This window comes from Streptomyces sp. NBRC 110611, assembly GCF_001590865.1.
Classification (GTDB): Bacteria; Actinomycetota; Actinomycetes; order Streptomycetales; family Streptomycetaceae; genus Streptomyces.
The window spans coordinates 15,822-40,576 of sequence record NZ_BBUY01000006.1 but is presented as its reverse complement, the minus strand read 5'-3'; the positions used below and the strand labels follow the sequence as shown (position 1 = coordinate 40,576).

The window sequence follows — 24,755 nt, the reverse complement described above, 5'->3', positions numbered from 1 at the left end:
TTCGGGTGTCGCCGGGACTGTCGCTTCGGGGGCCTGCCGCGGCCTGCTCGGGCGTCATCGCGCCTCCCAGGGAGTCGGGTCGTCTGCCCCGAAGCTAGGGACGGCGGGTTTCGGTCCCGTGGCGGGAAGTCACCGCTGCGAAACCTTGCGCTCACGGGGCGCGCGGCCGATACGTGAGCGAGGGCGGGCGCACCGGCGTACGCGTGCGCGGGGCCGCACCGATGCGCCGCCACCTGATCCCCATGCCCCCCGGAACCACCCGTTCGAGGCAATGCTTCGTCGCGTGGGCGCTGCCAGCATCGGCGGGGCTCCGCCGTCACCCGCCGCCCGTCCCACGCCAACGCCCGTCCCCCGCCCCGTCCGTCCCGCGCCCGGTCGCCCCGCCCCGCCCGTCCCGCGCACCGTCCGTCCCGCGCACCGAGTCCCGTGCACACACCGAGTGGAGCGGTCCCCCGCCGTGGATTTCCTCGTCCTCCCCGACCACCCCGCGTCCGACGCCCTCGTCCGCTGCCTGCCGGCGAGCCCGTCCCGTCACGCGTTCCACCACCCCTCGGGCCGCCCCTGGGTAGTGGGCCACTGGTCCCCCGACGAGGTACTGACCGCCGAGGCCGGGCCGCGCCGTATCGCCCTGCTCGGCACCGCCTCCGCGACCCCGGACGCCCTGACCCGGCTGCTGCACGGACCGGGCCACCTCGACGGCATCGGCGAACGCGCCCGCCACCTCCCCGGCAGCTACTTCCTGCTGACCGCCGTCGACGGCGACCTGCGCTGCCAGGGCGACCTCGCGACCGTCCGGCAGCTCCACCACGCCCGGATCGGCGGGGTCACCGTCGCCGGCAACCGCCCCCAGGACCTGGCGGCGCTCGCCCGCGGCGCGGCCCTCGCCGGACTGCCGCTCGGCGCCCCCGGCATCGGCTTCGTCGACGAGGAATCACTGGCGCTGCGCCTGCTGTTCCCCTTCCCCCCGCTCCCCCTCACCCTGCGCCCGCTGTGGCACTCGGTCCCCGCCGTCCCACCGGGCCACCACCTCACCCTGTACGCCAACGGGCGGCATGCCCTTACCCGTTGGTGGCGGCCACCGGAGCCGGAGGTCCCTCTGGAGCGCGCCGCGGAGGCCGTCCGCCAGGCCCTGACCGACGCCGTGGCCGCCCGCGCCGCACGCGCACGGCGGCAGGCGGCGGCAGCCGGGGCGGACGGGGCGGACGCGGCAGCCGGGGCGAACGGGACAGCCGGGGCGAACGGGACCAGCAGGGCAGACCAGATGGACCGGGGCAAGGGCCACGGCACGCTGAGCGTCGGCCTCTCCGCGGACACCGCCGCCACCGGCCTGTGCTTCCTCGCCGCCCGGGAGGACGTCGGCCTGATCACCACCTCCTGGGGAGACCGCACCCCGGGCGGCGGCCACGGCGCCACCGCGTCGGCCGACGGCACGACGTGGACCGACCGCACCGCGGCGCTCCTGCGCGCCCCGGAACGCCCCCACCCGCGCGAGCACGAGGCACCCGGCCCACGCGCCCGCAACGGCGCCCGCACCCGCAACGGCACGGACAACGGCACCCGCAGGGTCAAGGCCAAGATCAAGGTCAAGGTCGGCGGACAGGGCCGAGGAAAGAGCCGGGCCGAGGAGCCGTCCGGGCCGCCGCACGGCGGAGCGACGCACCTGTCCCTCCCGTACGCCGACGCCCCCACCTGGTACGCCCCGCCCCCGCCCCCCGTCCGCACCGGCCGCACCGGCCACACCGACCCGGCCGCCCCGCTCGCCGCCTTCCGCGAGGCGGCCCGGCTTCTCCACCGGTCCCGGCTGGTCGCCGAGCACGGCTCGCGGCTGCATCTGGACGGTGCCGGCGGCGACGAGCTGTTCGCCCACCGCACGGTGGCCCTCAACTCCCTTGCCCGCAGGGACCCGCAGGCCGCGGCCCGGCGCGCCTGGACCGCCCACCACCTGTGCGGGTGGACGGCCCCCGAGACCCTGCGCACCCTCTTCGGCGGCCGGCCGTACGACCGGTGGCTGGCCGGCAGCGCCCGCCGCCTGTCCGCCGGTGCCGGCCCGCGGAACACCGGCGCCGACTGGGAGACCGTTCCGGGCATGCCGCCCTGGGCGCACCCGGACGCCGTCGCCACCGTCCGCCGGCTGCTGCGCGAAGCCGCCGCCGAACGCCCCGAGCCGTTCGGGCCGCTGCGCTCCCAGCACGAGACCGTCCGCGCCGCCATCCGCGCCGGGGAGACCGTCCGCGGCATCGGTGCCCTCACCGCCCCGTACCACGTCGGCTACGAAGCGCCGTTCCTGGACGACGCGGTCATCGAGGCGGCGCTCGCCCTGCACCTCGCCGACCGCACCCGGGCCGGCGTCCACCAGCCCCTGCTGACCCGCGCACTGCGCGGCATCGTCCCCGACGGCGTCCTGGGCCGCGGCCCCCGGCCGGCCCCCGGCGCCGGGCCCGGCACCGTCCCCCACACGGGTCCGCGCGCCCACCGCGACGCCTTCTCCGCCCACCGCGACGACCCCTCCGCCCTCTGCGACGACTCCCTCCTCGCCGAACGCGGCCTGATCCACCCCGGCCTGCTCCGGCACCACCTGACATCCCGCCGGCCGCACCCCCACACCCCGCACGCCCTGCCCCCCACCCTCGCCACCGAGTACTGGCTCCGCGCACTCGCCCCCTCCGACGCCACCACCCCGTCCCCGTCCGCCCCGGGACGGCACAGGCGCTAGGGCCGGACGTCCCGCCCGGACACCCCCATCGCGCGGGCGTCCTCCGGCGGCAGCCACCCGCCCTCGGGGAGGGTCAACCAGCCGCCCTCACGGGTGAGTTCCCGGGCCACCGACCGCAGGGCGCCCAGTCCGGGATGGCGCAGTCCGCGCCGCCACACCATGGACACCGGCGACAGCGGTACGGGGTCCACGACGGGCCGCAGCACCATCCCGGGGACCTCGATGAACTCCACACTCGCCAGCACCGACCACCCCCGCTTCCGCACCACCCGTACGAACTCCTGCGCACCGTCGATCTCCGGGAACGGTTCGGCCATCGCGATCCCGCGCCCCGCGAACAGCCGCGCCGCCAGCTCCGTCCACTCCGCCGTCCGCGCGTTCCCGGCACCCGCGTAGAGCGTCTCACCGGCCAGCGCCGCCAGCGGGACGGCGGACCGGGCGGCCAGCGGATGGTCCTCGGCCAGCAGCACCGCCATCGGCTCCAGCCGGACCGGCTGGTGGTCGAGGCCGGCCCGGACGGCGGGCGGCAGGCCCGCATACCGGCCGAAGGAGACATCGAGCCGCCCGGCCGCCAGCTCGGCCGCCGCACCGGTTAGCCCGGTGTGGAAGCGGGCGACCAGCTCACAGCTGTCCGGCACCCGGCCGCGGGCCTCCGTCAGCACCCGGTGCGCGGTGCCGACCGGAGCACCGACGTCGACCAGCAGCGGCCGCTCGGGGGCCGGCCGGAAGGCCGCGGCCAGCTCCTCGTGCGCGGCCAGCACCCGCCGGGCGTACGGCAGCAGCCGCTCGCCGTCCGGAGTCAGCGTGACCTGGCGGGTGGTCCGTACGAAGAGCGTGGTGCCCAACTCCCGTTCCAGCCGCCGGATGTCGCGGCTCAGCGCCTGCTGGGCGATGTACAGCCGGGCGGCGGCGCGGGTGAAGTGCAGCTCCTCGGCAGCGGCGGCGAACGCGCGGAGCAGACGCGGATCGGTATCGGACGGCATCGGGCCATCATCCCGGTCCCGCGCGCCGCCTCCACCGCCGCCCCGCATTGACATCGTCAGTGCGTGAATGGCCGCTGATCAGGTGTTGGACCGGTGGCCGGGCCTGCCGCGACCGTAGTGGCATGATCCTCTTCCTCGCCTCCCGACCGGTGACCTCCCGGCCGGCGGCCTCCCCGCCCGTACGCCCGGCCGCCCCGCGCCGCCCGGCCCGGTCCGGGCCGCTCGCCCCGTACCGCCGGCTCTTCGCCATCCCCGGCACCCGCGCGTTCACCGCCGCGAATCTGCTGGCCCGCCTCCCCATGGGGATGCTCAGCGTGAGCGCGGTACTGATGATCGCCGGCTCCCGGGGCTCGTACGCGCTGGCCGGGGCGGTGACCGCGACCGGACTGGCGGCGACGGCGCTGGCCGGACCGTGGACCGCCCGGCTGATCGACCGCCACGGCCAGGCCCGGATCGCGGTCCCGGCCACCGTGCTCGCCGTCCTCGGGTCGCTCTCCCTGCTGCTGTGCGTCCACTACGGCGCACCCGACTGGACCCTCTTCGCCTCGTACGCCGCGACCGCCACCACCCCCAACACCGGTGGGATGTCCCGCGCCCGCTGGGCGCACCTCCTCCGCGACGATCCGGCCGGCCGCCACACCGCCAACGCCTTCGAACAGGCCGCGGACGAACTGTGCTTCATGCTCGGGCCGGTACTCGCCACCCTGCTGTGCACCACCCTCTTCCCGGAGGCGGGGACGGCGGTGGCGGCGGCACTGCTGCTGGCCGGGGTCCTGCTCTTCGCCGCGCAGCGCCGCACCGAACCACCGGTGGCCGCCCGGCCGCCGGACACCGGGCAGGGCCCGACGGACCAGGAGCGGGGCGCCGCCTCGCTGCGCCTCCCCGGCCTCGCGCCCCTCCTGCTCACCTTCCTCGCCACCGGCGCGATCTTCGGCTCCCTGGAGGTGGTGACCGTCGCCTACGCCGACGACCAGGGCATCCGCCCCGCCGCGGGCGGCCTGCTGGCCCTCCAGGCGGCCGGGTCGTGCGCGGCCGGGCTGCTCTACGGCCTGCTGCGGCCGGCCGCCGGGGCCGGGCACCGCTTCCTCGTCTGCGTGGGGGCGATGACCGCCCTGATGGTGCTGCCGCTGCTCGCCGCGTCCACCGGAAGCCCCGCGGTACTGGCGGTCGCCCTCCTGGCGGCCGGGATGGCCACCGCGCCGACCATGGTCACCGGTATGGGCCTGCTCCAGTCCTTCCCCCACTCTCGGCTTCGCTCGAGCGGGGAGACCCCCATCCCGGCCGCCCGGCTGAACGAAGGGATGGCACTCGCCGTCACGGCCCTCCTGGGCGGTATCGCGGGCGGCTCGGCGGCCGGAGGCTGGGCCGTGGACCACCTGACCGGGCCGGCGGCCGCGTACGGGGTCCCCGCGGTGGCGGCCGCACTCGCCTTCGCCGTCGCATACTCGGCTCGTCACAACCGGTGAACACAAAGCAGCGCCCCCGTGAGGTCCTCACGGGGGCGCTGCTTTACATGGGATGAGTGGAGATGGCGGGAATCGAACCCGCGTCCAACGGTGCAGAATCAGGGCTTCTCCGTGTGCAGTCCGCTGCGATTTTCTCGGCCCCGGCGATCACGCGAACAAGTCGCCGACGGGCCCAGTCACTGTTTGATTTCCCTTTTCACCCCGTGACCGGGATCAAGGTTTAGTCCCCTAGCTGATGCCAGGATCCGGGTCGGGAACAGCCCCGGGCTGACACTTCGCAAGTCGCTACTTAGGCAGCGAGGGCGAAGGAATCGCGCTTGGTGTTGGCGATTATTTTTTGCGACATATGGTTTACGAGATCATTGCCGCTTCCTCGACACGCTTCCCCTGCTTCAACAGCCGCTGTCGAAACCGATCATCCCCATGTTTATTTTTCAATGCGCACACCGGGGGTTCGTCCGGCGTTGGTGCCATCGTACGTGACCAACGCACGCCGGTGCCACTATATTCCCCGCCCGTCAGACGCCGCGCTGCCGCCGCTTCGCCGCCGCGATGGCCCGGTCCGACTCCCGCCGGTCCTGCTTCTCCCGCAGGGTCTGACGCTTGTCGTACTCCTTCTTGCCCCGCGCGAGCGCGATCTCGGCCTTCGCCCGGCCGTCCTTGAAGTACAGGGCGAGGGGCACGATCGTGTGACCCGTCTCCTGGGACTTCGCCTCCAGCTTGTCGATCTCCTCGCGGTGCAGGAGCAGCTTGCGCTTGCGGCGCGCGGAGTGGTTGGTCCAGCTGCCCTGGTGATACTCGGGGATGTGGGCGTTGTGCAGCCACGCCTCTCCCCCGTCGATCTGGACGAAGCCGTCGGTCAGCGACGTACGCCCCTCACGCAGCGACTTGACCTCGGTGCCCATCAGCACCAGGCCCGCCTCATAGGTGTCGATGACGGCGTAGTCGTGCCGGGCCTTCTTGTTCTGGGCGACGATCTTGCGCTTGCCGCCCTTCTCACCGTCCCTGGCCTTGGCGGCTCCGCCGCCCTGCCGGGGCTGGGACTCCTTGGGTACGTACATTCCCTTGCTCATAGTGCCGTCCATTTTCGCACCACGGACGGGGTGCGCGGAAAGTCGTTTTACGACTCGCCCAAGCCGCTGAGCACCGTCTCGGCCCGCTCCAGGATCCCCTGGTCCGCCGCGAGGTCGGGGGCGATCCCGGTACCGTCGACGGTCCGCCCGGAGGGGGTGCGGTAGTGGCCGACGGTCAGCTCGGCGACCGAGCCGTCCGGGAGCCGGCTGGGCATCTGCACCGAGCCCTTGCCGAAGGTCGGGGAGCCCACCAGGACCGCCCGGCCGCGGTCCTGCAGGGCGCCGGCCAGCAGCTCGGCGGCGCTCATCGTGCCGCCGTCGACGAGGACGACGAGGGGGAGGCGGGTGTTGCCGCCCCGCTCCGCGTACAGGGCGCGCTCGTCACCGCGTACGTCGTAGGTGGCGACCAGGCCGCCGTCGAGGAAGACCGAGGCGGTGGCGACGGACTCGGTGACCAGACCGCCGGTGTTGCCGCGCAGGTCGAGCACGAGGCCGTCCGCGCGCAGGGCCCGGCGGACCGCCCGGCGGACCGCGTCGCCGGTGCCCTTGGCGAACGAGCCGACCCTGACGCGGGTCGGGCCGCCGGCGCCGGCCGGCCGGCTGACGGTGACGTTCCGGGTGTGCAGCCGGGTGCGGTGCAGGGTCGCGCTCCAGCGGCGGGTGCCGCGCTGGAGGTCCAGCCGTACGGGCGTGCCGGGGCCGGCGGCCCGGGAACCGTGCGGGGCGCTGCCGCGCAGCCGGGCGACGATGTCGGTGACCGGGCGCCCCTGGGCGGCCAGGCCGTCGATGGCGTGCAGCCGGTCCCCCGCGGCGATTCCGGCCCGTGCGGCGGGGCTGCCGGACTGGACCCGGGACACCTCGATCCGGCCGCCGTCCGTCTGCCGTACCCACAGGCCGACGCCGACGTACGTGCCGTCCAACTGCTGCTGGAAATCCTCGAACTCGCCCGGTGTGTAGACCGCCGACCAGCGGTCGCCGCTGCGGCTGACGACCTCGGCGGCGGCCTGCGCACCGGACTTCCCGTCCGCGAGGGCTTCGGAGGCGGCCCGCTCGACGGTCGCGCGGTCCGCGAGGGCGCGCGGCAGGGGGGCGTGCGCGCCGAGCCCGGCGCGGTCCGGGGCGTTCCGTCCCGCGGCGCCCTCCGCGGCGTCCCCCCATGTGCCGGTCACCGTGCCGGCGGCGAGCACACCGGTGAGGAACAACGTCAGGGCCGCCCCGCGGCGCATGCGGCGGGGCCGGTCGTACGAACACGGGCCCGACATGCCGGTGAGTCTAGGGGACGAAGGGGCGCCGTACGGCGAGTTGCCGTACGGCGCCCCTCGACAGAGGTCACACCTTGAGGTACTTGCGCAGCGCGAAGAACGCGGCGAGCGAGGGCATCAGCAGACCGATCAGGAGGACCAGCGGGAGCACCGCCACCACCGAGTCCCAGCCGATGAAGTTGATCACCGGGGTCTTCTTCGCCAGCCAGTTGTCGATGAGGAAGTACTTGCCGGCGACGATCTGCACACCGGCGAAGGCCGCGCCGAGCAGGCCCGCGATCGCGGCCTCCAGGATGAACGGCATCTGGATGTAGAAGCTCGACGCCCCCACCAGCCGCATGATCCCGGTCTCCCGCCGACGGCTGAACGCCGACACCCGCACGGTGTTGACGATCAGCAACAGCGCGACCACCAACATCAGCGACATGATGCCGACGGCAGCCCAGTTCATGGTGGTGAGGAGGTTGAACAGCGGCTCGACGGTGTCCCGTTGGTCCTGCACCTCCTGTACACCGGGCCGTTCGGAGAACGCCGACTTGATGACCTTGAACTTCGTCGGGTCCTTGAGCTTGACGCGGAAGGAGTCCGGCAGCTGGTCGGGGGTCACCAGACCGGCGACCGGTGTGCCGCCGAACTGCTCCTTGTAGTGCTTGTAGGCCTGGTCGCTGGACTCGTACGTCACGCTCTGGACGAGCGGCAGACTGTTCAGCTCGGCCTTGATGTCGTCCCTCTGCTGCTGGGTGGCCGCGCCCCTGGCGCACGGGCCGCCGGTGACGGAGTCGTTCTTGTTGCAGAAGAAGATGGAGACGTTGACCTTGTCGTACCAGTAGCCCTTCATCGTGCTGACCTGGTCGCGCATCAGCAGCGAGGCGCCGAACAGGCTCAGGGAGAGGGCTACGGAGACGATGACGGCGACCGACATCGTGAGGTTTCGGCGGAGACCGACGCCGATCTCCGACAGGACGAACTGGGCGCGCATGGCGTCCTTTCAGTGCTGGTAGCCGTACACGCCGCGCGACTGGTCGCGTACGAGCCGGCCCTTCTCGAGTTCCATGACCCGCTTGCGCATCTGGTCGACGATCTGCTGGTCGTGGGTGGCCATGACCACCGTCGTACCGGTCCGGTTGATCCGGTCCAACAGCTTCATGATGCCGACCGAGGTCTGCGGGTCGAGGTTGCCGGTGGGCTCGTCCGCGATGAGCAGCAGCGGCCGGTTGACGAAGGCCCGCGCGATGGCGACGCGCTGCTGCTCACCGCCGGAGAGCTCGCCCGGCATACGGTCCTCCTTGCCGCCGAGACCGACGAGTTCGAGGACCTCCGGGACCGTCTTGCGGATCTGGCCGCGCGGCTTGCCGATGACCTCCAGGGCGAAGGCGACGTTCTGCCCCACGGTCTTGTTGGGCAGCAGCCGGAAGTCCTGGAAGACGGTGCCCACCTGGCGCCGCATCTGCGGGACCTTCCAGTTGGAGAGCTTGCCGAGGTCCTTGCCCAGTACGTGCACATGGCCATGGGAGGCCCGCTCCTCGCGCAGCAGCAGCCGCAGGAAGGTGGACTTGCCGGAGCCCGAGGAGCCCACCAGGAAGACGAACTCGCCGCGCTCGATCTCGAGCGAGACGTCCCGGAGGGCGGGACGGTTCTGCTTCGGGTAGGTCTTGGAGACGTTGTCGAATCGGATCACTGATGCACCACGGTCGACCTGGATAGCGGCACGGGTTGCCGAGTTGCGGCTCCCGTCGGTGTGCGTGACCATACGCGAACCTCGCGGGGCGGTGCAGTGGCCGTCGGGGGTTGGCGCTTTTGTGCACGGACCTACACGGACCTACGGGACAAAAGACCGCACAATTCCGCGGGGCGCGCCGTTCCGTCGTGGAGCTGGCACAGTGGAGGAGGGAACCAATGCGCCTTCCGGTGCGTTGGTGCAGTGAAGAAGGAGGTCGCATGACGTACGACCGACTGGTGTGCGCCAACTGCGCGGCCCCTGTGAGCGAGGGCCGCTGCCCTGTGTGCCGGGCGAGCAGAGAACGGCTCCAGCAGCAGGCCGGCGGTATCTTCGCGCAGCTCAACCCCACGATGCTGCTGGCTTTGATGATCGTGCTGGCCGCGGTCGGGGTGCTGCTCCACCAGGCCGTGTGACGCCCCCGGGGCGACCACGCCGGACAAGCACCGAGGGGCCCGGGGCGCCGGCGGCATGCGCCGCCGCGTCCCGGGCCCCTGGTGGTGCCGTCGGCGTCAGGCCGCTGCCGCGCCGCCACTCTTGTTGATCAGACGGGGCAGCATACGGAAGCCCACACCGCCCGCGATCATCGTGGCCGCACCGATGAGCAGGAAGGTGGTGCCGGAGGAACCGGTCTCGGCCAGCTCCCCGCCCTTCGCCTGCTGCTTGGCCTGGCCGGGCGTGTCAGCGATCTGCTCCTTGCCCTGGCCGGGCTGCTCGATCGGCGTGGAGCCCTCGTTGTCGGTGCCGGTGCCGGTGGAGTCACCGCCGGTGGTGCTGCCACCGGAGTTGCCGCCGCCGGAGTTGTTACCACCGGTGTTGCCGCCGCCGGAGCTGTTGCCGCCGGAGTTCTCGCCGCCACCGCTGTTGCCGCCGGAGTTGCCGCCGTTCTGGCCACCGTTCTGACCGCCGGACTGGCCGCCGTTCTGACCGCCGGACTGGCCGCCGTTCTGACCGCCGGACTGGCCGCCGTTCTGACCGCCGGACTGGCCGCCGTTCTCGCCGCCGGTCTGACCGCCGTTCTCGCCGCCGGTCTGGCCACCGTTCTCACCGCCGGTCTGACCGCCGTTCTCACCGCCGGTCTGGCCGCCGGTGGTCTCACCGCCGGTCGTCTCGCCACCCGTGGTCTCACCGATGGTCTCGCCGCCGGTGGTCTCGCCGATGGTCTCGCCGCCGGTGGTCTCACCGCCGGTGGTCTCACCACCCGTGGTCTCACCGCCGGTGGTCTCACCACCCGTGGTGTCGCCGCCAGAGCTGCCGCCGCCGATGAATCCACCGATGAACCCGCCGATGAACCCACTGCTCTGGCTGGCGGCGGCCTCACCAGTACCCGTACCGGCCGCGGATGCGGCACCGGCCGCGGTGAGCGACGCACCCGCCGCGATCACCGCACCGGCCGCAATACGCGCTACGCGCAGCCGCGTCTTCTTCGTCATGTACTGCTACCCCCAGTAGCTGAACTCGTCATGGGAGCACCGCTGTACGGGGCGACGAGCGAGGGGGTACGCGAGTTCCGGCCCCGCGACTGCGGACAGGCCACTCATCTCCCCGTTCATCCACGCACCCCAGACATGCGCATGCCGCGTTCAGCCTTCCCAGTCATGACGGCAACGTCAAGGTCGATTAAAGAACCGATGCCCGAATTGCCATGAGATGGGCGGTACATGGACATACGACTGTGACCAAACCGCCAAAGCGAAAGACAACCGAAAACAACTGCCTCCCCGAGGGAGACAGCCGTTCCGGTCTTCCGGCCTTCCGGTGTACCGCCCTTCCGGTATCAGGAGGGCGCATCCGGAGGGCGGTTACTTCTCCTGCTGCTTGCGCCAGCGGATGCCCGCTTCGAGGAACCCGTCGATGTCGCCGTCCAGCACCGCCTGCGGGTTGCCGACCTCGTACTCGGTCCGCAGGTCCTTGACCATCTGATAGGGGTGCAGGACATAGGAACGCATCTGGTTGCCCCAGGAGTTGCCGCCGTCGCCCTTGAGCGCGTCCATCTTCGCCTGCTCCTCCTGGCGGCGGCGCTCGAGGAGCTTCGCCTGGAGGACGTTCATCGCGGTCGCCTTGTTCTGGATCTGCGAGCGCTCGTTCTGGCAGGAGACAACAATGCCGGTGGGGATGTGCGTCAGCCGGACCGCGGAGTCGGTGGTGTTGACGCCCTGGCCGCCGGGGCCGGACGAGCGGTACACGTCCACCCGCAGATCCGATTCGTCGATCTCGATGTGGTCGGTCTGCTCCACGACGGGCAGCACCTCGACACCGGCGAACGACGTCTGACGGCGGCCCTGGTTGTCGAACGGCGAGATGCGCACCAGGCGGTGCGTGCCCTGCTCGACGGAGAGGGTGCCGTAGGCGTACGGGACCTGGACGGCGAAGGTGGTCGACTTGATGCCGGCCTCTTCCGCGTACGAGGTCTCGTACAGCTCGGTCTTGTAGCCGTGCCGCTCGGCCCAGCGCAGGTACATGCGCTGGAGCTTCTCGGCGAAGTCGGCGGCGTCCACCCCGCCGGCCTCGGCGCGGATGTTGACGACCGCCTCACGGGCGTCGTACTCGCCGGAGAGCAGCGTACGGACCTCCAGCTCCTCCACGGCCTTGCGGACCTCGGCCAGCTCGGCCTCGGCCTCCGCGCGGGCGTCCTCGTCGCCCTCGGCGTCGGCCAGCTCGAAGAGCACCTCGAGGTCGTCGACCCGGCCGCGCAGCTCCTCGGCGCGGCGCAGCTGGCCCTGGAGGTAGGACAGCCGGCTGGTGACCTTCTGGGCGTTCTCCGGGTCGTCCCACAGGGACGGCACCGCCGCTTGCTCCTCAAGCACGGCGATGTCGGCCCTCATCTTGTCGAGGTCCAGGACGGCCTCGATCGACCCCATGGTCGAGGAGAGGGACTTCAGCTCTTCGGATACATCGACGACTGCCACGCACCCAGCCTAACGGCAACCGCCGACAACCTGACCCGCCCCGGCGGACCGGACGCGCCGGACCGGCCCGCCACCGCACCACCGAGCCGCCACCGAGCCCCTGCCGATCCGTCGCCGAGCCACCACCGAACCGCCGCCGGTACGTCGCCGAGCCGCCGCCGGCCCGTCGCCCGTCCGTCACCCAGCCGCGCGGAGCCGTTACGGAGCGTCCGGTACGGGCCGCTGGATGCCCGGCGTGACCCCGGCCGGGTCGTCGTCCCCGCCGGCGGCCAGCCAGCCGCCCAGGCCCGCCGCCACGACCACCGCGGCGGCCGCCGCACCGAGCCTGATCCGGCGGCGGCGCACCGCCTCCGGCGTCGAGCGGTGCCGGGCCGAGCCCGCCCGGCGCTGCCCGGCGGCGCGCGGGGCGCGGGCCGTGCCGTGCGCGCCGCCCGCCAGCTCGTCCGGGCCCGGGACCCGCATGCTGGTGTGCGTCTCCCGGTTGGAGTCCGGCGCCGCACCCTGCACCAGCGGGACCGCGCCGCGCGGCGGCACGGTCTCCGCCGCCGACGGGTAGAACGATTCCTCGCGTGCCCCGGCGGCCCCGCCGTCCGGCCCGTCCTCCGGCTGCTCGCCGTCCGGCTCGTCGATGTCCAGCGGCGGCATCCCCGCCAGCCCGGGCAGCAGCTCCCGCAGCCGGGCGGCCAGCTCCGGGGCGCGCAGCCGGGAGGCCGGGGCCTTCGCCAGACACTGCACCAGCAGCTGCCACAGCTCGTCGGGGATCCCGGGCAGCGGCGCGACGCTCTCGGTGACATGGCGGCGCAGCACCGCCCCGGGGTGGCCACCGCCGAACGGTGTGAACCCGGCGAGCATCTCGTACAGGACGGTCGCCAGCGCGTAGACGTCCACCGAGGCGCGCGGCGGCAGACCCTCGATGATCTCCGGGGCGAGGTAGTCGGGGGTGCCGATGACCTTGGCCGAGCGGAGCGCGATCGGGGTCCCCCCGGCCGGCGGCTGGGGGAGGGGCCGGCGCGGGGAGTCGACGAGCCGGGCGATCCCGAAGTCGGTGAGCAGCGCGGGGTGCGCGCCACCGGGGCCGAGCGGGCCCTGCATGTCCAGCAGGACGTTCTCCGGCTTGACGTCGCGGTGCACGACCCGGGCGGCGTGCGCGGCGGCGAGCCCGTCGGCGACGTCCGCGGCGATCGCGACGGCCGCCTCCGGAGCCATCCGGCGCTCGCGCTCCAGACGGGTGCGCAGGTCGGTGCCGCGTACCAGGTCCATGACCAGCGCCAGGTCGTTGCCGTCGACGACGAGGTCGCGGACGCCGACGACATGCCGGTCCTCCAGGCCCAGCAGTGCGGCCCGCTCCTGTACGAAGCGGCCGACGAGCTCCTGGTCGGAGGCGAGGTCCTCACGCAACAGCTTGATGGCCACGGCCCCCTCGGGGCCCTCGCCCAGCCATACCGTTCCGGCACTGCCCCGCCCCAGGATCTGGTGGGCGGTGTACCGGCTGCCGATCTTCCGTGCCAAGACTGCTCCGACATGTCGGGCCCCCGAGCGTCCTGCGGGGGCTGAGGTTGGCGTCAAAGCTACGCGGATGCCACGGGGTTCCGTGCCCTGGTTGACGGCAACCTTCACTTCTGTGGGGGAAATCGCCCGCCGGAAGTCGACAAATCGATGATGCTGCGGAAGATGCGCTACGGAAGATGCCGAGGATGCGGCAGCAGAGGACAGAGCGGAGAGAGCAGGCAGACGCGAGGAGCCGCAGGGAGACGCGGGGAGCCGGAAGAGCGGGGAGACGCGAGGAGGCAGAAAAGCCGGCGGCCGGCCCGCGTATCACGGACCGGCCGCCGGCGGCGGCGCACGCTACAGCTTCAGCCCCTTGACCCACTCCGTCACGCCGTTGACGACGTCCGCGATCTGGGCGAAGAAGCCCTTGGTCGTACCGATCCACTCCTGGAGCGGGGTCAGCTCCCAGACCAGCCAGCCCGCCACGAACAGGATGATCACCACGAACAGGCAGCCCTTGAGGCAGCCCAGCCCGGGAATCCGCATCGGGTTGGCGCTGCGCGGACGCGGCTCGCGCCGGGGACGCGGCTCCGGCGCGGGCGGCCGCTGCGGCTCGTAGCGCTGCGGTGGCGGCTCCTGGCGACGCTGCGGGGCCGGCGGCGGCTGCTGAGCGTACGGCACCGGGGCGGGCTGCTGCTGGCGGTACTGCGGCGGCTGCTGCGGGGCGGCCGGGCGGCGCTGCGGGCGTCGGCGCAGCGGGTCCTGGGCCGGGTCCAGGTACTGCACCTGCGTCTGGTCGTTGCGGTCGCGGGCGGCCCGCATCTGGGACTCCCACGGATGCGGCCCCTGGGGCTGCTGGGACTGCTGCGGGCCGGCCGGCGGCTCCCCCGGCGGTACCGGCGGCACCGGCGGCATCACCCGCGTCGGATCGGATTGCCGTCCGCCGGGGCCACCCGGTCCGGCGGGGGCACCGGGTCCGCCGGCGGCACCCGGTCCGGACACGCCCGTGGACGGCAGCACGCTGGTCGCCGCCGCCGGGTCGTACGTACCGGCACCCGGGTTGTACGTACCGGCACCCGGGCCGGACGGGAGCACCTGGGTCGGGTCGGCGTCGCCCCCGGTGGCCGGGCCGCCCTCGGCGCCCGTACCGGAGGCAGCGGCGGCCCCCGTACCGGGCACCGTCGCCGGCGCCGGATCCGGGGCGAGCAGCGCGGCGACGCCGAGCGCCGCCTCGGCCTGGGCCGGGCTGGCGTGCACGCCGATGCCGGCCGCGACGGTGCGCAGTGCACGGGCCAGGTTCTCGGCGCTGGGCCGCTCCTCCGGACGCTTGCTCAGACAGCGCTCCATCACCGTCCACAGCGGCTCCGGGACCGTACCGGGACGGCTCGGCTCCTCGCTGAGGTGCCGGTGGAGCACCTCCAGGGCGGTCGCGCCGGCGAACGGCGGACGGCCGGTGACCAGCTCGTACAGCAGGATGCCGGCGCCGTAGATGTCCACCGCGGAGGTCTGCGGACGGCCCTCGGCGGACTCCGGCGCCACATAGGCGGGCGTGCCGACGAACTCGTGCGTACGGGTCAGGCCCGGGGAGTCCGCCAGCCGCGCGATGCCGAAGTCGGTCAGCATCGGGTGCATCTCGCCGCTGCCGTCGGACCCGGCGAGCAGCACGTTCGCCGGCTTGAGGTCGCGGTGGACCACACCGTCGGCGTGGCTGGCGGCCAGCGCGTCGGCGATCTGGGCGGTGAGCAGGGCGGCCGCCACCGGGCTGAACGGGCCGTTGTCACGCAGATAGCGGTGCAGGTCGGGGCCGTCGATCAGGTCCATGACCAGCGCGAGCAGATCGCCCTCGACGACCAGGTCGCGGGTGCGGACGATGTTGGGGTGGGTGAGCCGCAGCAGGACGGAGCGCTCGCGCAGGAAGCGCATCACCACGTCCGCGTCGTGCGCCAGCTCCTCCTTGAGGACCTTGATCGCGACCGTCTCACCGGGCTCTCCGGCCACGGCGGCCTCGGCGCCCGCCGCCTCCCGCTGGCGGGCACGCCAGACGGTGCCCGTGGCGCCGCGTCCCAGCGGCTCCTCGAGCAGATACTTGCTGCCTACCGGCCGCACGTCATGCGCTCCCTGGTCGTGATCGATCTTTTGCCCCGGGCCCGCCGGGTCGGCTGGTCCGCCGGGTCGGCTGGTCCGCCGGGTCAGCTGGTCCGGCACCACGCGGCCGTCCGGCCCGAGGTCGTTCGTTTCCGCTCCGACCAAGGTCATCTCCGCGCGGCCCGTCCGATCCACTGTAGTGCCGAGGCACCGGCTCCTCGGCCCGGCGGCCCGGGACCGGCTGCCGGCGAACCGGGGCCCGGCACGTGGGGAAGACGCGCCTTCCGGACAGAAGGTTGCCCGCCCGCGCCCCGGCGACACCCCGGCGAGGTGTTCGGCGCCGAGTTCCGGCGGCATCCCCGTGACGAGCCGGGCGGCATCCCCGTCATGAGCCCGGCGGCATCCCGTATCGAGCCGGGCGGCATCCCGGTGACGACCGCCGCCGGCCCGGCGCGTGAACCTTCCGCACACCGCCCGCACCACCCGGTCGGGGCGATTCCGAGCTGATCACGACGGTCCGAATTCGCCCGGCCACCGCGCGCAACCAGGCACTTTTCCGTCCGTAGACGACCGATCAAGATCACTGAGTGACGGTCGGCGGGCGTGTTGTCAGTGGCAGGTGCGAGGATGCCTTCAGCACGAAGCGGTGGGGGCGCGGACTTCGTCGCGACGTGCGCCTGGGACTTGTACGTGCCGACGTGCTCGGGTTGGCCGGGGGGAGCAAGCGGCCCCCTGCCGATCCCGGCAGAAGGGACCGTTGACGGCGATGCAGATCCGGCTGACCGTCCTCGGGCCGCGCAGCGGCCCCGCCACACGGGCCTGCGACGTGCTCGTGACGGCCCCCGCCGGGACCGCACTGGCGGCCGTGGCCGGCTCCCTCGCCGCCTCCGTGGCGAGCACCGGCGCCGATGTCGGCGGCCCGGGCGGCGGCAGCGGCCCCGTCGTCCTCTACGCCGGGACCGAGCGCCTCGACCCCCAGCGCGCGGCGATCGGCGAACCCCCGCTGATCGACGGCGCGGTGCTCTCCCTCCAGGGCCCCGGCCCGGCCCCCGCCCACGGCCTCCCGCATGGCACCGCACGCCTCCGCGTCGTCTCCGGTCCCGACGCCGGCGGCGTCCACCTCCTGCACGGCGGCCAGATCCGCATCGGCCGCTCCGCCGACGCCGACGTCCCCCTCGACGACCCGGACGTCTCCCGGCTGCACTGCGCCGTCACGGTCGAGCCCGACGGCTCGGTGCACGTCACCGACCTGCACTCCACCAACGGCACCGCCATCGACGGCACCGGCCTCGACGACCGGCCCGCCCCGCTGCATCCCGGCGCCCTGCTGCGCATCGGCGAGTCCGCCCTCCGCCTCCAGCCCGCCCCCGCCGCCCCGGAACCGGTCCTGCACACCGCCTCCGACGGCGAAGGCCGGCTGCGCATCACCCCGGGCGCCGACGGCGGCTACGCACACACGACCCCGGACGGCGCCGCCGGCCCGCCCCCCGGGACCGCCGCGGCCTTCCCCGTACCGTCCCCGCGCACCCCGTCCGCCCAGGGTGCGACGACCCGACGGGACACCCCCCTGCGCGGCACCACCCCCGCCCGCCCCCCGGCTCCCGGCCGCGCTCGAGCAGGGGAGACCCCCCTCCCCGATACCGCCTCCTCCGGCTTCGGCTCCGGCTTCGGCTCCCCGCAGCACTCCGCCGCCTCAGCCCCGGGGGCCGCGGAGGCCCCGGAGGCCACCTCTCCGGATACCGCTTCCCCGGCCGGGGCCACCGCCCACGGCACGGGGCACGCCGCCAGGCAAGGCGTCGTCGGACCCGGCGGCGGGCCCGGCCTCGACCGCACCCTCGGAGACAGCCGGCGAGCAACCGGTTTCGCACCCGGCCTCCACGAAGCCCACCCCTACGCCCCACCGGCCGGTACGACCACGACGCACCCGACACACAGCGGACAACACCCCCTGGCCCCGCCCGACGACGTACGCGACCACAACGCCCCGCATACCCCACGCGCCCCACGCACCGATCACACCGCCCCCGCCGATCACACCGGCTCCTCCGCTCCCGCGGATCACGCCGATCGCACCGATCCCGCCGACCGCACCGACGAGGCGCGCCGAAAAGGCGGGCGCCGAGGGGGGATCGGCGCCTGGGCACGGCGGCTGACCGGCGGCAGGCCCACCCCGGAGCGGCCGTACGCGGACCGCACCCCGCCCCCCGCGGCCCACGAGCCGACCACCGCCGCCGCACCGTCCCCGTTCGGCACCCCTGAGGGCGGGCCGACCGCCTCTGCGCCCTCCGGGCCCCCCGCGGACGCGCGCTGGCCGGACGCCGCCGCGATCCTGCTCACCGCGCTCGGCCCCGGACCCCGGCTCTGGGAGCGCGGCCCGGAGCACCCCGACGCGCTGACGGTCCGCCTGGGAACGGCCGACCGGGCCGGTGGCCGGGCCGCCGAACCGGTCACCGTCGAGCTGCGCCGGGCAGGCTCGCTCGGCCTGGCCGGCCCCCGCGCCCGGCTCACCGGACTGGCCCGCTCCGCCATCGCCCAGCTCGCCGCCCTGCACTCCCCCGGCACCCTCGACATCGTCCTGATCAGCACGGACCGGGCACGCGGCACCGAGGAACGGGTGGCCGACTGGTCCTGGCTGGGCTGGCTTCCCCACACCCGCCCGGCCCGTGGCCAGGACTGCCGGCTGCTGCTCGCCTACGACAAGGAGCAGGCCACGGCCCGTACCACCGAACTGGTCCGGCGGCTGGACGACAGCCCCCTGGGCCCCGGCTGGGCGAGCGCCGACCGCTCCGAGGTCACCTCCGCCGCCACCCGCTACCAGGGCCCGTACACCCTGGTGATCGTGGACGGCGACCCCGACTCCTCCACGCTGCGCGAAACCACCGCCCGGCTCGCCGCCGGCGGCCCGGCAGCCGGTATCCACCTCCTGTGCCTGACGGAGACCCCGGCCGCCTCCCCCGCCTTCCCGCTGGCCGCGACCTACGAGGCGGCCCGCGCGGCCTCACCCGCCTTCGGGGAGTGCGGGGCGGTCGCGGTACTGAGCGGCGACGTCGCCACCGCCCTGCGTGTCGTCCAGCCCGGCTCCGGTCCGAACGGCACGGTCGCGACGGTGGACGCGGTCTCCGCCGCCTGGGCCGAGCGGTTCGCCCGGGCACTGGCGCCGCTGCGCGAGGCCGACCCGACCGCCACGGCCGGCCGTACGGTCCACCGCGCCGCCACCCCTCTGCCCGATTCCGCCCGGCTGCTGGACGAACTGGGCCTGGCCCGCGCCACCCCCGCGTCCCTGATGGCCCGTTGGGCCGCCGCACTGGACACCGGCCAGCCGGGCGCCGCCGCGGTACTCGGCGCCGGACCCCACGGCCCGCTGTGCGCCGACCTGGCCGCCGACGGCACCTCTCTCCTCCTGGAAGGCGCACCGGCCAGCGGCAAGACCGAACTCCTCCGCTCCCTGGCGGCCTCCCTGGCCGCCGCCGACCGGCCCGACCTGCTGTCCCTGGTGCTGGTGGACGGCGGCGGCAGTGAACGCGGCGAAGGCCTGCGGGTGTGCACGGACCTGCCGCATGTGACGACCTACCTCGCCGCCTCCGACCCGGTGCGGATGCGGGAGTTCGCCCAGGCGCTCTCCTCGGAACTGAAGCGCCGCGCCGAGGTACTGGCCGGCACTCCCTTCGCCGATTGGCGCGCCAAACACCTCCCGTCACCGCAGATCATCGCGCCACGCCGCTCCACCGAAAACGGTGACACAACGCAGGAACAAATCACTCTCCGTAATCGTTGCCGTAATAAGGAGGAGGCAGGCGGCACCACGGCCACCCCGTCAACAACCAGCACCCTCCGCCTCCGCCCACCCCAGCCCCGCACCCAACCCCAACACCAACCCGAACCCCAGCCCCAGGCCCAGCCCCAACACCCGCAGCCACAGCCGCAATCACATCCCGCACCCCCCACCCACCCCCACCCCACCTCCCCACACCCCCAGCCGACCCAGGACACCAACCCGTCCCCCATCCCCCCGAGCGCCCAGCACCACCACCCCCACACCCCCCATCCCCGGCCCGCCCCCACGGATCCAGCCACCCCCATGCCCCGCCTGTTCGTCCTGGTCGACGACTTCGACGCCCTGGTCGCCCCGGCACTCGGCAGCCCGGGCCGCCCCGCCGCCGGTTCGGTGGTACGCGCGCTGGAAGCCGTGGCACGGGATGGAGCGGCGCTCGGCGTCCACCTGATAGCCGCAACCGGCCATCCGGACCGTACGGCGGACACCGCGACCAGCGAACGGGCCGGCCTGCGCATCGAGTTGGGCACGTCGGCCACGACCACCGCCCCGTCCGAGCCGGCGCCGGCCGGACGCGGCCTGCTGCACCGCGCGGCGGACGGCTCCTCGACACCGTTCCAGGCAGGCCGGGTCACCGGCCGGATACCCCGTACGTCCACGCTGCGCCCGACGGTCGTCCCACTGGAGTGGCAGCGGATGGGCGATCCGCCGGCCCGGCGGCCCCTGCGCGAGCTGGGCAACGGCCCCACGGACCTGGCCCTACTGGCCAGCGCTCTGCAACGAGCCGCCCAGTCCTCGAACGCGTCGCCGCCCCCGCCACTGGTGTGAGCAACCACTTGTGAGCCACCACTGGTGTGGGCCGCCCCGGGTTTAGTCGAGTGGCAGTTCGCCGACGCGCTGGTCCCCGCTCATCTCTCCCGTCAGCTGGAATCCAAGCCCGAGGTAGAAGGCCTCGGGGCCGTCACTGCCCGGATGCCAACAGGCCGTCAGGCGGGTACCACCACGGCGGCGGATCTCGGCGGCGACCGCCTGGACCGCGAAGCGGCCATAGCCTCGGCCTTGTTCCCCGGCCGCCCGGTGCCGTCGCCGGCGAAGTCGATGTCGAGGAAAGCCATCAGGAAACCGACGAGTCGGTCGCGGTCGAAAATGAGCCGGGGCCAGGCGATCCCGGGATGCACGTACGCCTCGGCGAGGGACTTGACGACCGGAGCGACCAGGTGGTCTTGGTCGGGGCGCACCTTCAGGGCGATCGCGGCGTCGAAGTTGCCGGGGTGATCTTCTCCAAGCGGGGCGAGGTGGCCATGCGGGAAGCCTAGAGATGCAGGCCAGAAGAGCAAAGGTCTTTTCGGCTGCCCGTAACGGCCTGGTCACGAAAGGGGAGTTCGGGCCGGGGGTGGTATTGCGGGGGCGCGGGCGGCGCGTCAACCTGTCGCACACCGGGCGGAGCGACGAGGGGCTACGGGGATGGGTGGACGATTCGGCGGCAGGGGTGAACGGGCGGCGGCGCAGGGCAGGGGGGTCGGGCGGGCGGCTGTGGCGGTGGGGGTGGCCGCGGGGCTGGTGTTGGTGGTGGGGGCGTGTGGGGCTGGTGGGGGCGGCGGGGATGAGGGTAGGGGCGAGACGGGTGGTGGGGGGCGCGGGACCGCGCCGACTGTGCGGCTGCCGCAGCTGAGTGGGCAGAAGGTGCAGGTCACCGCGGTGTGGACCGGGGAGGAGCGGGAGAACTTCGGCAAGGTTCTGGATGAGTTCGAGAGGCGGACCGGGGCCGAGGTCGACTTCGTTCCCAGTGGTGATGACATGGCCGGGTTCGTGGGGTCGAAGATCGCTGGTGGCGGGCCGCCGGATGTGGCGATGCTCCAACAGGCGGGTGTGATTCGTGAGTTCGCGGACAAGGGGTGGCTGAAGCCGCTGGGGAAGGACGCGAAGGAGCAGCTGGGGAAGAATTACAGCGAGGGGTGGCAGGGGCTCGGGAGGTATAAGGGCACGGAGTACGGGGTCTTTTTCAAGGCCAGCAATAAGTCATTGGTCTGGTACAACACCAAGGCGTTCGAGGATGCGGGGGTCGGGGAGCCGAAGACCTGGAAGGAATTCATGAGGGCGGCGGAGACGGTCGCCGAGTCGGGGGTGGAGCCGGTTTCGGTGGGGGGTGCGGACGGCTGGACGCTGACCGACTGGTTCGAGAACGTGTACCTCTCGCAGGCGGGGCCGGAGATGTATGACCGCCTGGCCCGGCATGAGATCAAGTGGACCGATGGTTCGGTCGGGCGGGCGTTGACTACGTTGGGCGAGTTGTTCGGGCGTGCGGATCTGCTGGCGGGCGGGAATGCGGGGGCGTTGCAGACGGATTTCCCGACGTCGGTGACGCGGACGTTCAGCGGGGGTGATGAGCCCGCGGCCGCGATGGTGTCGTCGGCGGATTTCGCGGCGGCGAATATCGCGCAGACCAGGGCCAGGGTGGGGGTGGAGGCGAAGGTCTTTCCTTTTCCCGCGGTGGGGGCCGAGTCTCCTGTGGTGACCAGTGGGGATGTGGCGGTGATTCTCCAAGACAACGAGGCGGCGCAGGCGCTGTTGACATTTCTGGCGTCGACGGATGCGGCGAAGATCTGGGCGCAGGCGGGCGGGTTCATCTCGCCGAACAAGGAGCTGGATCAGGCCGCTTATACCGATGGTGTGATGCGCGAGATCGCGCGGGCGCTGGTCGGGGCGGGTGATGACCTGCGCTTCGACATGTCGGATCAGGCTCCGGCGTCGTTCGGTGGCAAGCCGGGGCAGGGCGAGTTGAAGGGCCTGCAGGACTTCCTGAAGAACCCGAAGGACATCGCGAGGACGCAGGAGCGGTTGGAGCGGGACGCGGCCAGGGCGTTCGGGCGCTGAGCCCGAGCAGTCACTCCACGACTGCTCGGGTCACTCGTGACCACTAGGGCCGCTCACGGCCGCTACGACCGCTTGCGGCCAGTACGACTCCTAGCGGCCGCTATGGCCACTGCGGCCGCCAGGACTGCCAGGACCGCTGTTACGGAGACCGGGGGATCGTCATGATGAGTGTTGCGGAGACCAGTGTGGAGGGCCGGGGGAAGGGAATTCGTGGCGGCGGTCGTGCTGGACGCGGCGGTCGTGGCGGTCGTGCCGGGCGTGGCGGCCGGGGGTTCGGGGGGAAGTCGTGGCTGGTGGCGGTTTTCTTGTCGCCTGCGTTGGTGTTACTCGGGGCGCTGGTGGTCTATCCGATCGTTTTCTCCGTGTACCGGAGTCTGTTCGACGCATCGGGTAACAGCTTTGTGGGGCTGGGTAATTACGGGGAGCTGTTCTCGGATGACGCCATCCGGGCGGCGTTGCGGAACAATGTGGTGTGGGTGGTGGTGGCGCCGACGGTTTCGACGGCGCTGGGGTTGGTTTTCGCTGTGCTGACGGAGCGGATTCGCTGGGGTACCGCGTTCAAGCTGGTCGTCTTCATGCCGATGGCGATCTCGATGCTGGCGGCGGGAATCATCTTCCGGCTGGTGTACGACCAGGATCCGGAGCGTGGTGTGGCCAACGCGGTGTGGGTGTCGGTGCATGACACGTTCTCCGATCCGGCGCCGTTTCCGGGCGCCAGGCCGCGGCCGGGGTCGGATCTGCGGCCGTCGGGCGGGGGCGGGTTCACCACGCGGTCGGCCGTACGGGCGGGGACGCCGGCGAGTCTGCCACTGGTGGCGGCGCGGCGGGACGATGTCCGGGGTGCGCGCCCGGCGGTGCTGGCCGGGCCGCGGGCGGGGATGGTCACCGGCACCGTATGGCGGGACTTCACCCGTGGCGGCGGGGGTCGGCCGAATGTGCTCGACCGCGGGGAGAAGGCGCTGGCCGGGGTGGTGGTCGAGGCGGTGAAGGGCGGTGTGGTGGTCGCCTCGGGGACGACGGCGGCGGACGGGACGTTCGCGCTGCCCGCGGCGAAGGCGGAGGGGGCTCGGCTGCGGTTGCCCGGGACGAACTTCGCGGCGGCGTACCGGGGTGTGGAGTGGCTGGGGCCGGCGTTGGTCACCCCGGCCATCATCGGCTCGTATGTGTGGATGTGGGCGGGTTTCGCGATGGTGCTGATCGCGGCGGGTCTGGCGGGGGTGCCACGGGAGTTGCTGGAGGCGGCGCGGGTGGACGGTGCCGGTGAGTGGCAGGTCTTCCGCCGGATCACGGTGCCGCTGCTGGCGCCGGTTCTGGTGGTGGTGCTGGTCACGCTGATGATCAATGTGCTGAAGATCTTCGATCTGGTCTACATCATCGCGCCGGGTTCCAGTCTCCGGTCGGCGAATGTGCTGGCTCTTCAGCTGTTCCAGTCGTCGTTCGGTACGGATGTCGACGAGGGGCTGGGCAGTGCGATCGCGGTGTTCCTGCTGTTGCTGGTGATGCCGGTGATGTACGTCAATCTCCGGCGTATACGGAAGGAGCGTCGCCCATGACCTCGCCCACGACCTCGTTGGCGGCGCGGATCGCGGCACGGGCCGGTGGCGGTGCGGTGCGGGTGTTCCTGGTGCTGGTCGCGCTGTTCTGGCTGATGCCGTCGGTGGGGCTGCTGCTGTCGTCGCTGCGGAGTCCGGAGCGGATCGCCGAGTCCGGCTGGTGGCGGGTCTTCACGGAGCCGGCGCAGATCACCCTCGACAACTACGGCCAGTTGCTGTCGAACGGGAAGGTGATGGGTTCGCTGCTGACCACGGCGGAGATCACGGTGCCGGCGACGGTGCTGGTGGTGGTGATCGGGTCGCTGGCGGGCTACGCGTTCGCGTGGCTGGACTTTCCGGGCCGGGACGTCTGGTTCCTCGTGGTGGTGGGGCTGTTGGTGGTGCCGGTGCAGGTGGCGCTGATTCCGGTGGCGAAGCTGTTCGGGGCGGTCGGGCTGTTCGAGACAACGGCGGGGGTGGTGCTGTTCCATACGGCGTTCGGGCTGCCGTTCGCGGTGTTCCTGCTGCGGAACTTCTTCGCGGAGATCCCGCGGGAACTGCTGGAGGCGGCCCGGCTGGACGGGGCGGGTGAACTGCGGTTGTTCACCCGGGTGGTGATGCCGTTGGGCGGACCGGCGATCGCCTCGCTGGGGATCTTCCAGTTTCTGTGGGTGTGGAACGACATGCTGGTCGCGTTGATCTTCGCGGACAGCGGCAGCCCACCGGTCACCGTCGCGTTGCAGCAGGAGGTGCGGCAGTTCGGGAACAACATCGATGTGCTGGCGCCGGGCGCGTTTCTGTCGATGGTGGTGCCGCTGGTCGTGTTCTTCGCGTTCCAGCGGCAGTTCGTGTCGGGGGTGATGGCGGGCGCGGTGAAGTGA

General features: G+C 72.9%; 16 protein-coding genes, 1 other RNA gene and 1 pseudogene. 7 read left to right on the top strand and 11 right to left on the bottom strand.

What is annotated here, in order from left to right; all coding sequences use genetic code 11:
- Positions 1 to 457 precede the first annotated feature (457 nt).
- On the top strand, positions 458 to 2,713 hold the full coding sequence (locus AZE13_RS38120) for an asparagine synthase-related protein (protein ID WP_066931524.1): 2,256 nt from the start codon (positions 458 to 460) through the stop codon (positions 2,711 to 2,713).
- On the opposite strand, the gene AZE13_RS15810 is transcribed toward AZE13_RS38120, so the two are convergent.
- Positions 2,710 to 3,696 (bottom strand): LysR family transcriptional regulator, encoded by a 987-nt coding sequence (locus AZE13_RS15810; RefSeq protein WP_066931522.1) that lies wholly within the window; start codon positions 3,694 to 3,696, stop codon positions 2,710 to 2,712. The two genes, AZE13_RS38120 and AZE13_RS15810, sit on opposite strands and share 4 nt — an antisense overlap.
- Positions 3,697 to 3,818: 122 nt before the next feature.
- On the opposite strand from AZE13_RS15810, the gene AZE13_RS15805 reads away from it, so the two are divergent.
- Positions 3,819 to 5,162 carry an MFS transporter gene (locus AZE13_RS15805; protein ID WP_066931519.1) on the top strand — a complete coding sequence of 448 codons (1,344 nt, stop codon included), beginning with the start codon at positions 3,819 to 3,821 and terminating at the stop codon, positions 5,160 to 5,162.
- A gap of 54 nt (positions 5,163 to 5,216) precedes the next feature.
- Here AZE13_RS15805 and ssrA read toward each other — a convergent pair.
- The 5 genes from ssrA to ftsE form a co-directional block, all read right to left on the bottom strand.
- Positions 5,217 to 5,585, bottom strand: a transfer-messenger RNA (tmRNA) gene (gene ssrA / locus AZE13_RS15800).
- Between the two features lie 95 nt (positions 5,586 to 5,680).
- Entirely contained in the window at positions 5,681 to 6,223 is a 543-nt protein-coding gene (gene smpB / locus AZE13_RS15795) for an SsrA-binding protein SmpB (RefSeq protein WP_066931947.1), read from the bottom strand.
- 59 nt (positions 6,224 to 6,282) lie between these two features.
- Positions 6,283 to 7,497: a S41 family peptidase gene (locus AZE13_RS15790; RefSeq protein WP_066931517.1), complete on the bottom strand. Its 1,215-nt coding sequence runs from the start codon at positions 7,495 to 7,497 to the stop codon at positions 6,283 to 6,285.
- Positions 7,498 to 7,564: 67 nt separating this feature from the next.
- Positions 7,565 to 8,476 (bottom strand): permease-like cell division protein FtsX, encoded by a 912-nt coding sequence (gene ftsX, locus AZE13_RS15785; protein ID WP_066931515.1) that lies wholly within the window; start codon positions 8,474 to 8,476, stop codon positions 7,565 to 7,567.
- Between the two features lie 9 nt (positions 8,477 to 8,485).
- Positions 8,486 to 9,175: a cell division ATP-binding protein FtsE gene (gene ftsE / locus AZE13_RS15780; RefSeq protein WP_066931945.1), complete on the bottom strand. Its 690-nt coding sequence runs from the start codon at positions 9,173 to 9,175 to the stop codon at positions 8,486 to 8,488.
- A 260-nt stretch (positions 9,176 to 9,435) separates the two neighbouring features.
- Between ftsE and AZE13_RS15775 the strand changes: the two genes are divergently transcribed.
- Positions 9,436 to 9,630 (top strand): hypothetical protein, encoded by a 195-nt coding sequence (locus AZE13_RS15775; protein ID WP_066931513.1) that lies wholly within the window; start codon positions 9,436 to 9,438, stop codon positions 9,628 to 9,630.
- A 96-nt stretch (positions 9,631 to 9,726) separates the two neighbouring features.
- On the opposite strand, the gene AZE13_RS36895 is transcribed toward AZE13_RS15775, so the two are convergent.
- From AZE13_RS36895 to AZE13_RS15755, 4 genes are all read right to left on the bottom strand, one after another.
- Positions 9,727 to 10,647: a hypothetical protein gene (locus tag AZE13_RS36895; protein WP_066931510.1), complete on the bottom strand. Its 921-nt coding sequence runs from the start codon at positions 10,645 to 10,647 to the stop codon at positions 9,727 to 9,729.
- Positions 10,648 to 11,016: 369 nt separating this feature from the next.
- Positions 11,017 to 12,123 (bottom strand): peptide chain release factor 2, encoded by a 1,107-nt coding sequence (gene prfB, locus AZE13_RS15765; protein ID WP_066931508.1) that lies wholly within the window; start codon positions 12,121 to 12,123, stop codon positions 11,017 to 11,019.
- Between the two features lie 198 nt (positions 12,124 to 12,321).
- Positions 12,322 to 13,632 carry a serine/threonine-protein kinase gene (locus tag AZE13_RS15760; RefSeq protein WP_066931506.1) on the bottom strand — a complete coding sequence of 437 codons (1,311 nt, stop codon included), beginning with the start codon at positions 13,630 to 13,632 and terminating at the stop codon, positions 12,322 to 12,324.
- A gap of 336 nt (positions 13,633 to 13,968) precedes the next feature.
- Entirely contained in the window at positions 13,969 to 15,717 is a 1,749-nt protein-coding gene (locus AZE13_RS15755) for a serine/threonine-protein kinase (protein WP_066931943.1), read from the bottom strand.
- A 745-nt stretch (positions 15,718 to 16,462) separates the two neighbouring features.
- Here AZE13_RS15755 and AZE13_RS15750 point away from each other — a divergent pair.
- Positions 16,463 to 20,296 (top strand): FHA domain-containing protein, encoded by a 3,834-nt coding sequence (locus tag AZE13_RS15750; RefSeq protein WP_079124045.1) that lies wholly within the window; start codon positions 16,463 to 16,465, stop codon positions 20,294 to 20,296.
- Positions 20,297 to 20,338: 42 nt separating this feature from the next.
- Here the strand turns inward: AZE13_RS15750 and AZE13_RS15745 are convergent.
- A pseudogene (locus tag AZE13_RS15745) lies at positions 20,339 to 20,771 on the bottom strand (GNAT family N-acetyltransferase).
- A 161-nt stretch (positions 20,772 to 20,932) separates the two neighbouring features.
- Between AZE13_RS15745 and AZE13_RS15740 the strand changes: the two are divergent.
- From AZE13_RS15740 to AZE13_RS15730, 3 genes are all read left to right on the top strand, one after another.
- Positions 20,933 to 22,342: an ABC transporter substrate-binding protein gene (locus tag AZE13_RS15740; RefSeq protein WP_079124044.1), complete on the top strand. Its 1,410-nt coding sequence runs from the start codon at positions 20,933 to 20,935 to the stop codon at positions 22,340 to 22,342.
- 164 nt (positions 22,343 to 22,506) lie between these two features.
- Positions 22,507 to 23,895, top strand: coding sequence for a carbohydrate ABC transporter permease (locus tag AZE13_RS15735; protein WP_066931937.1), 1,389 nt, complete (start codon positions 22,507 to 22,509; stop codon positions 23,893 to 23,895).
- Positions 23,892 to 24,755 carry a carbohydrate ABC transporter permease gene (locus AZE13_RS15730; RefSeq protein WP_066931504.1) on the top strand — a complete coding sequence of 288 codons (864 nt, stop codon included), beginning with the start codon at positions 23,892 to 23,894 and terminating at the stop codon, positions 24,753 to 24,755. Before AZE13_RS15735 ends, AZE13_RS15730 begins: the two co-directional genes overlap by 4 nt.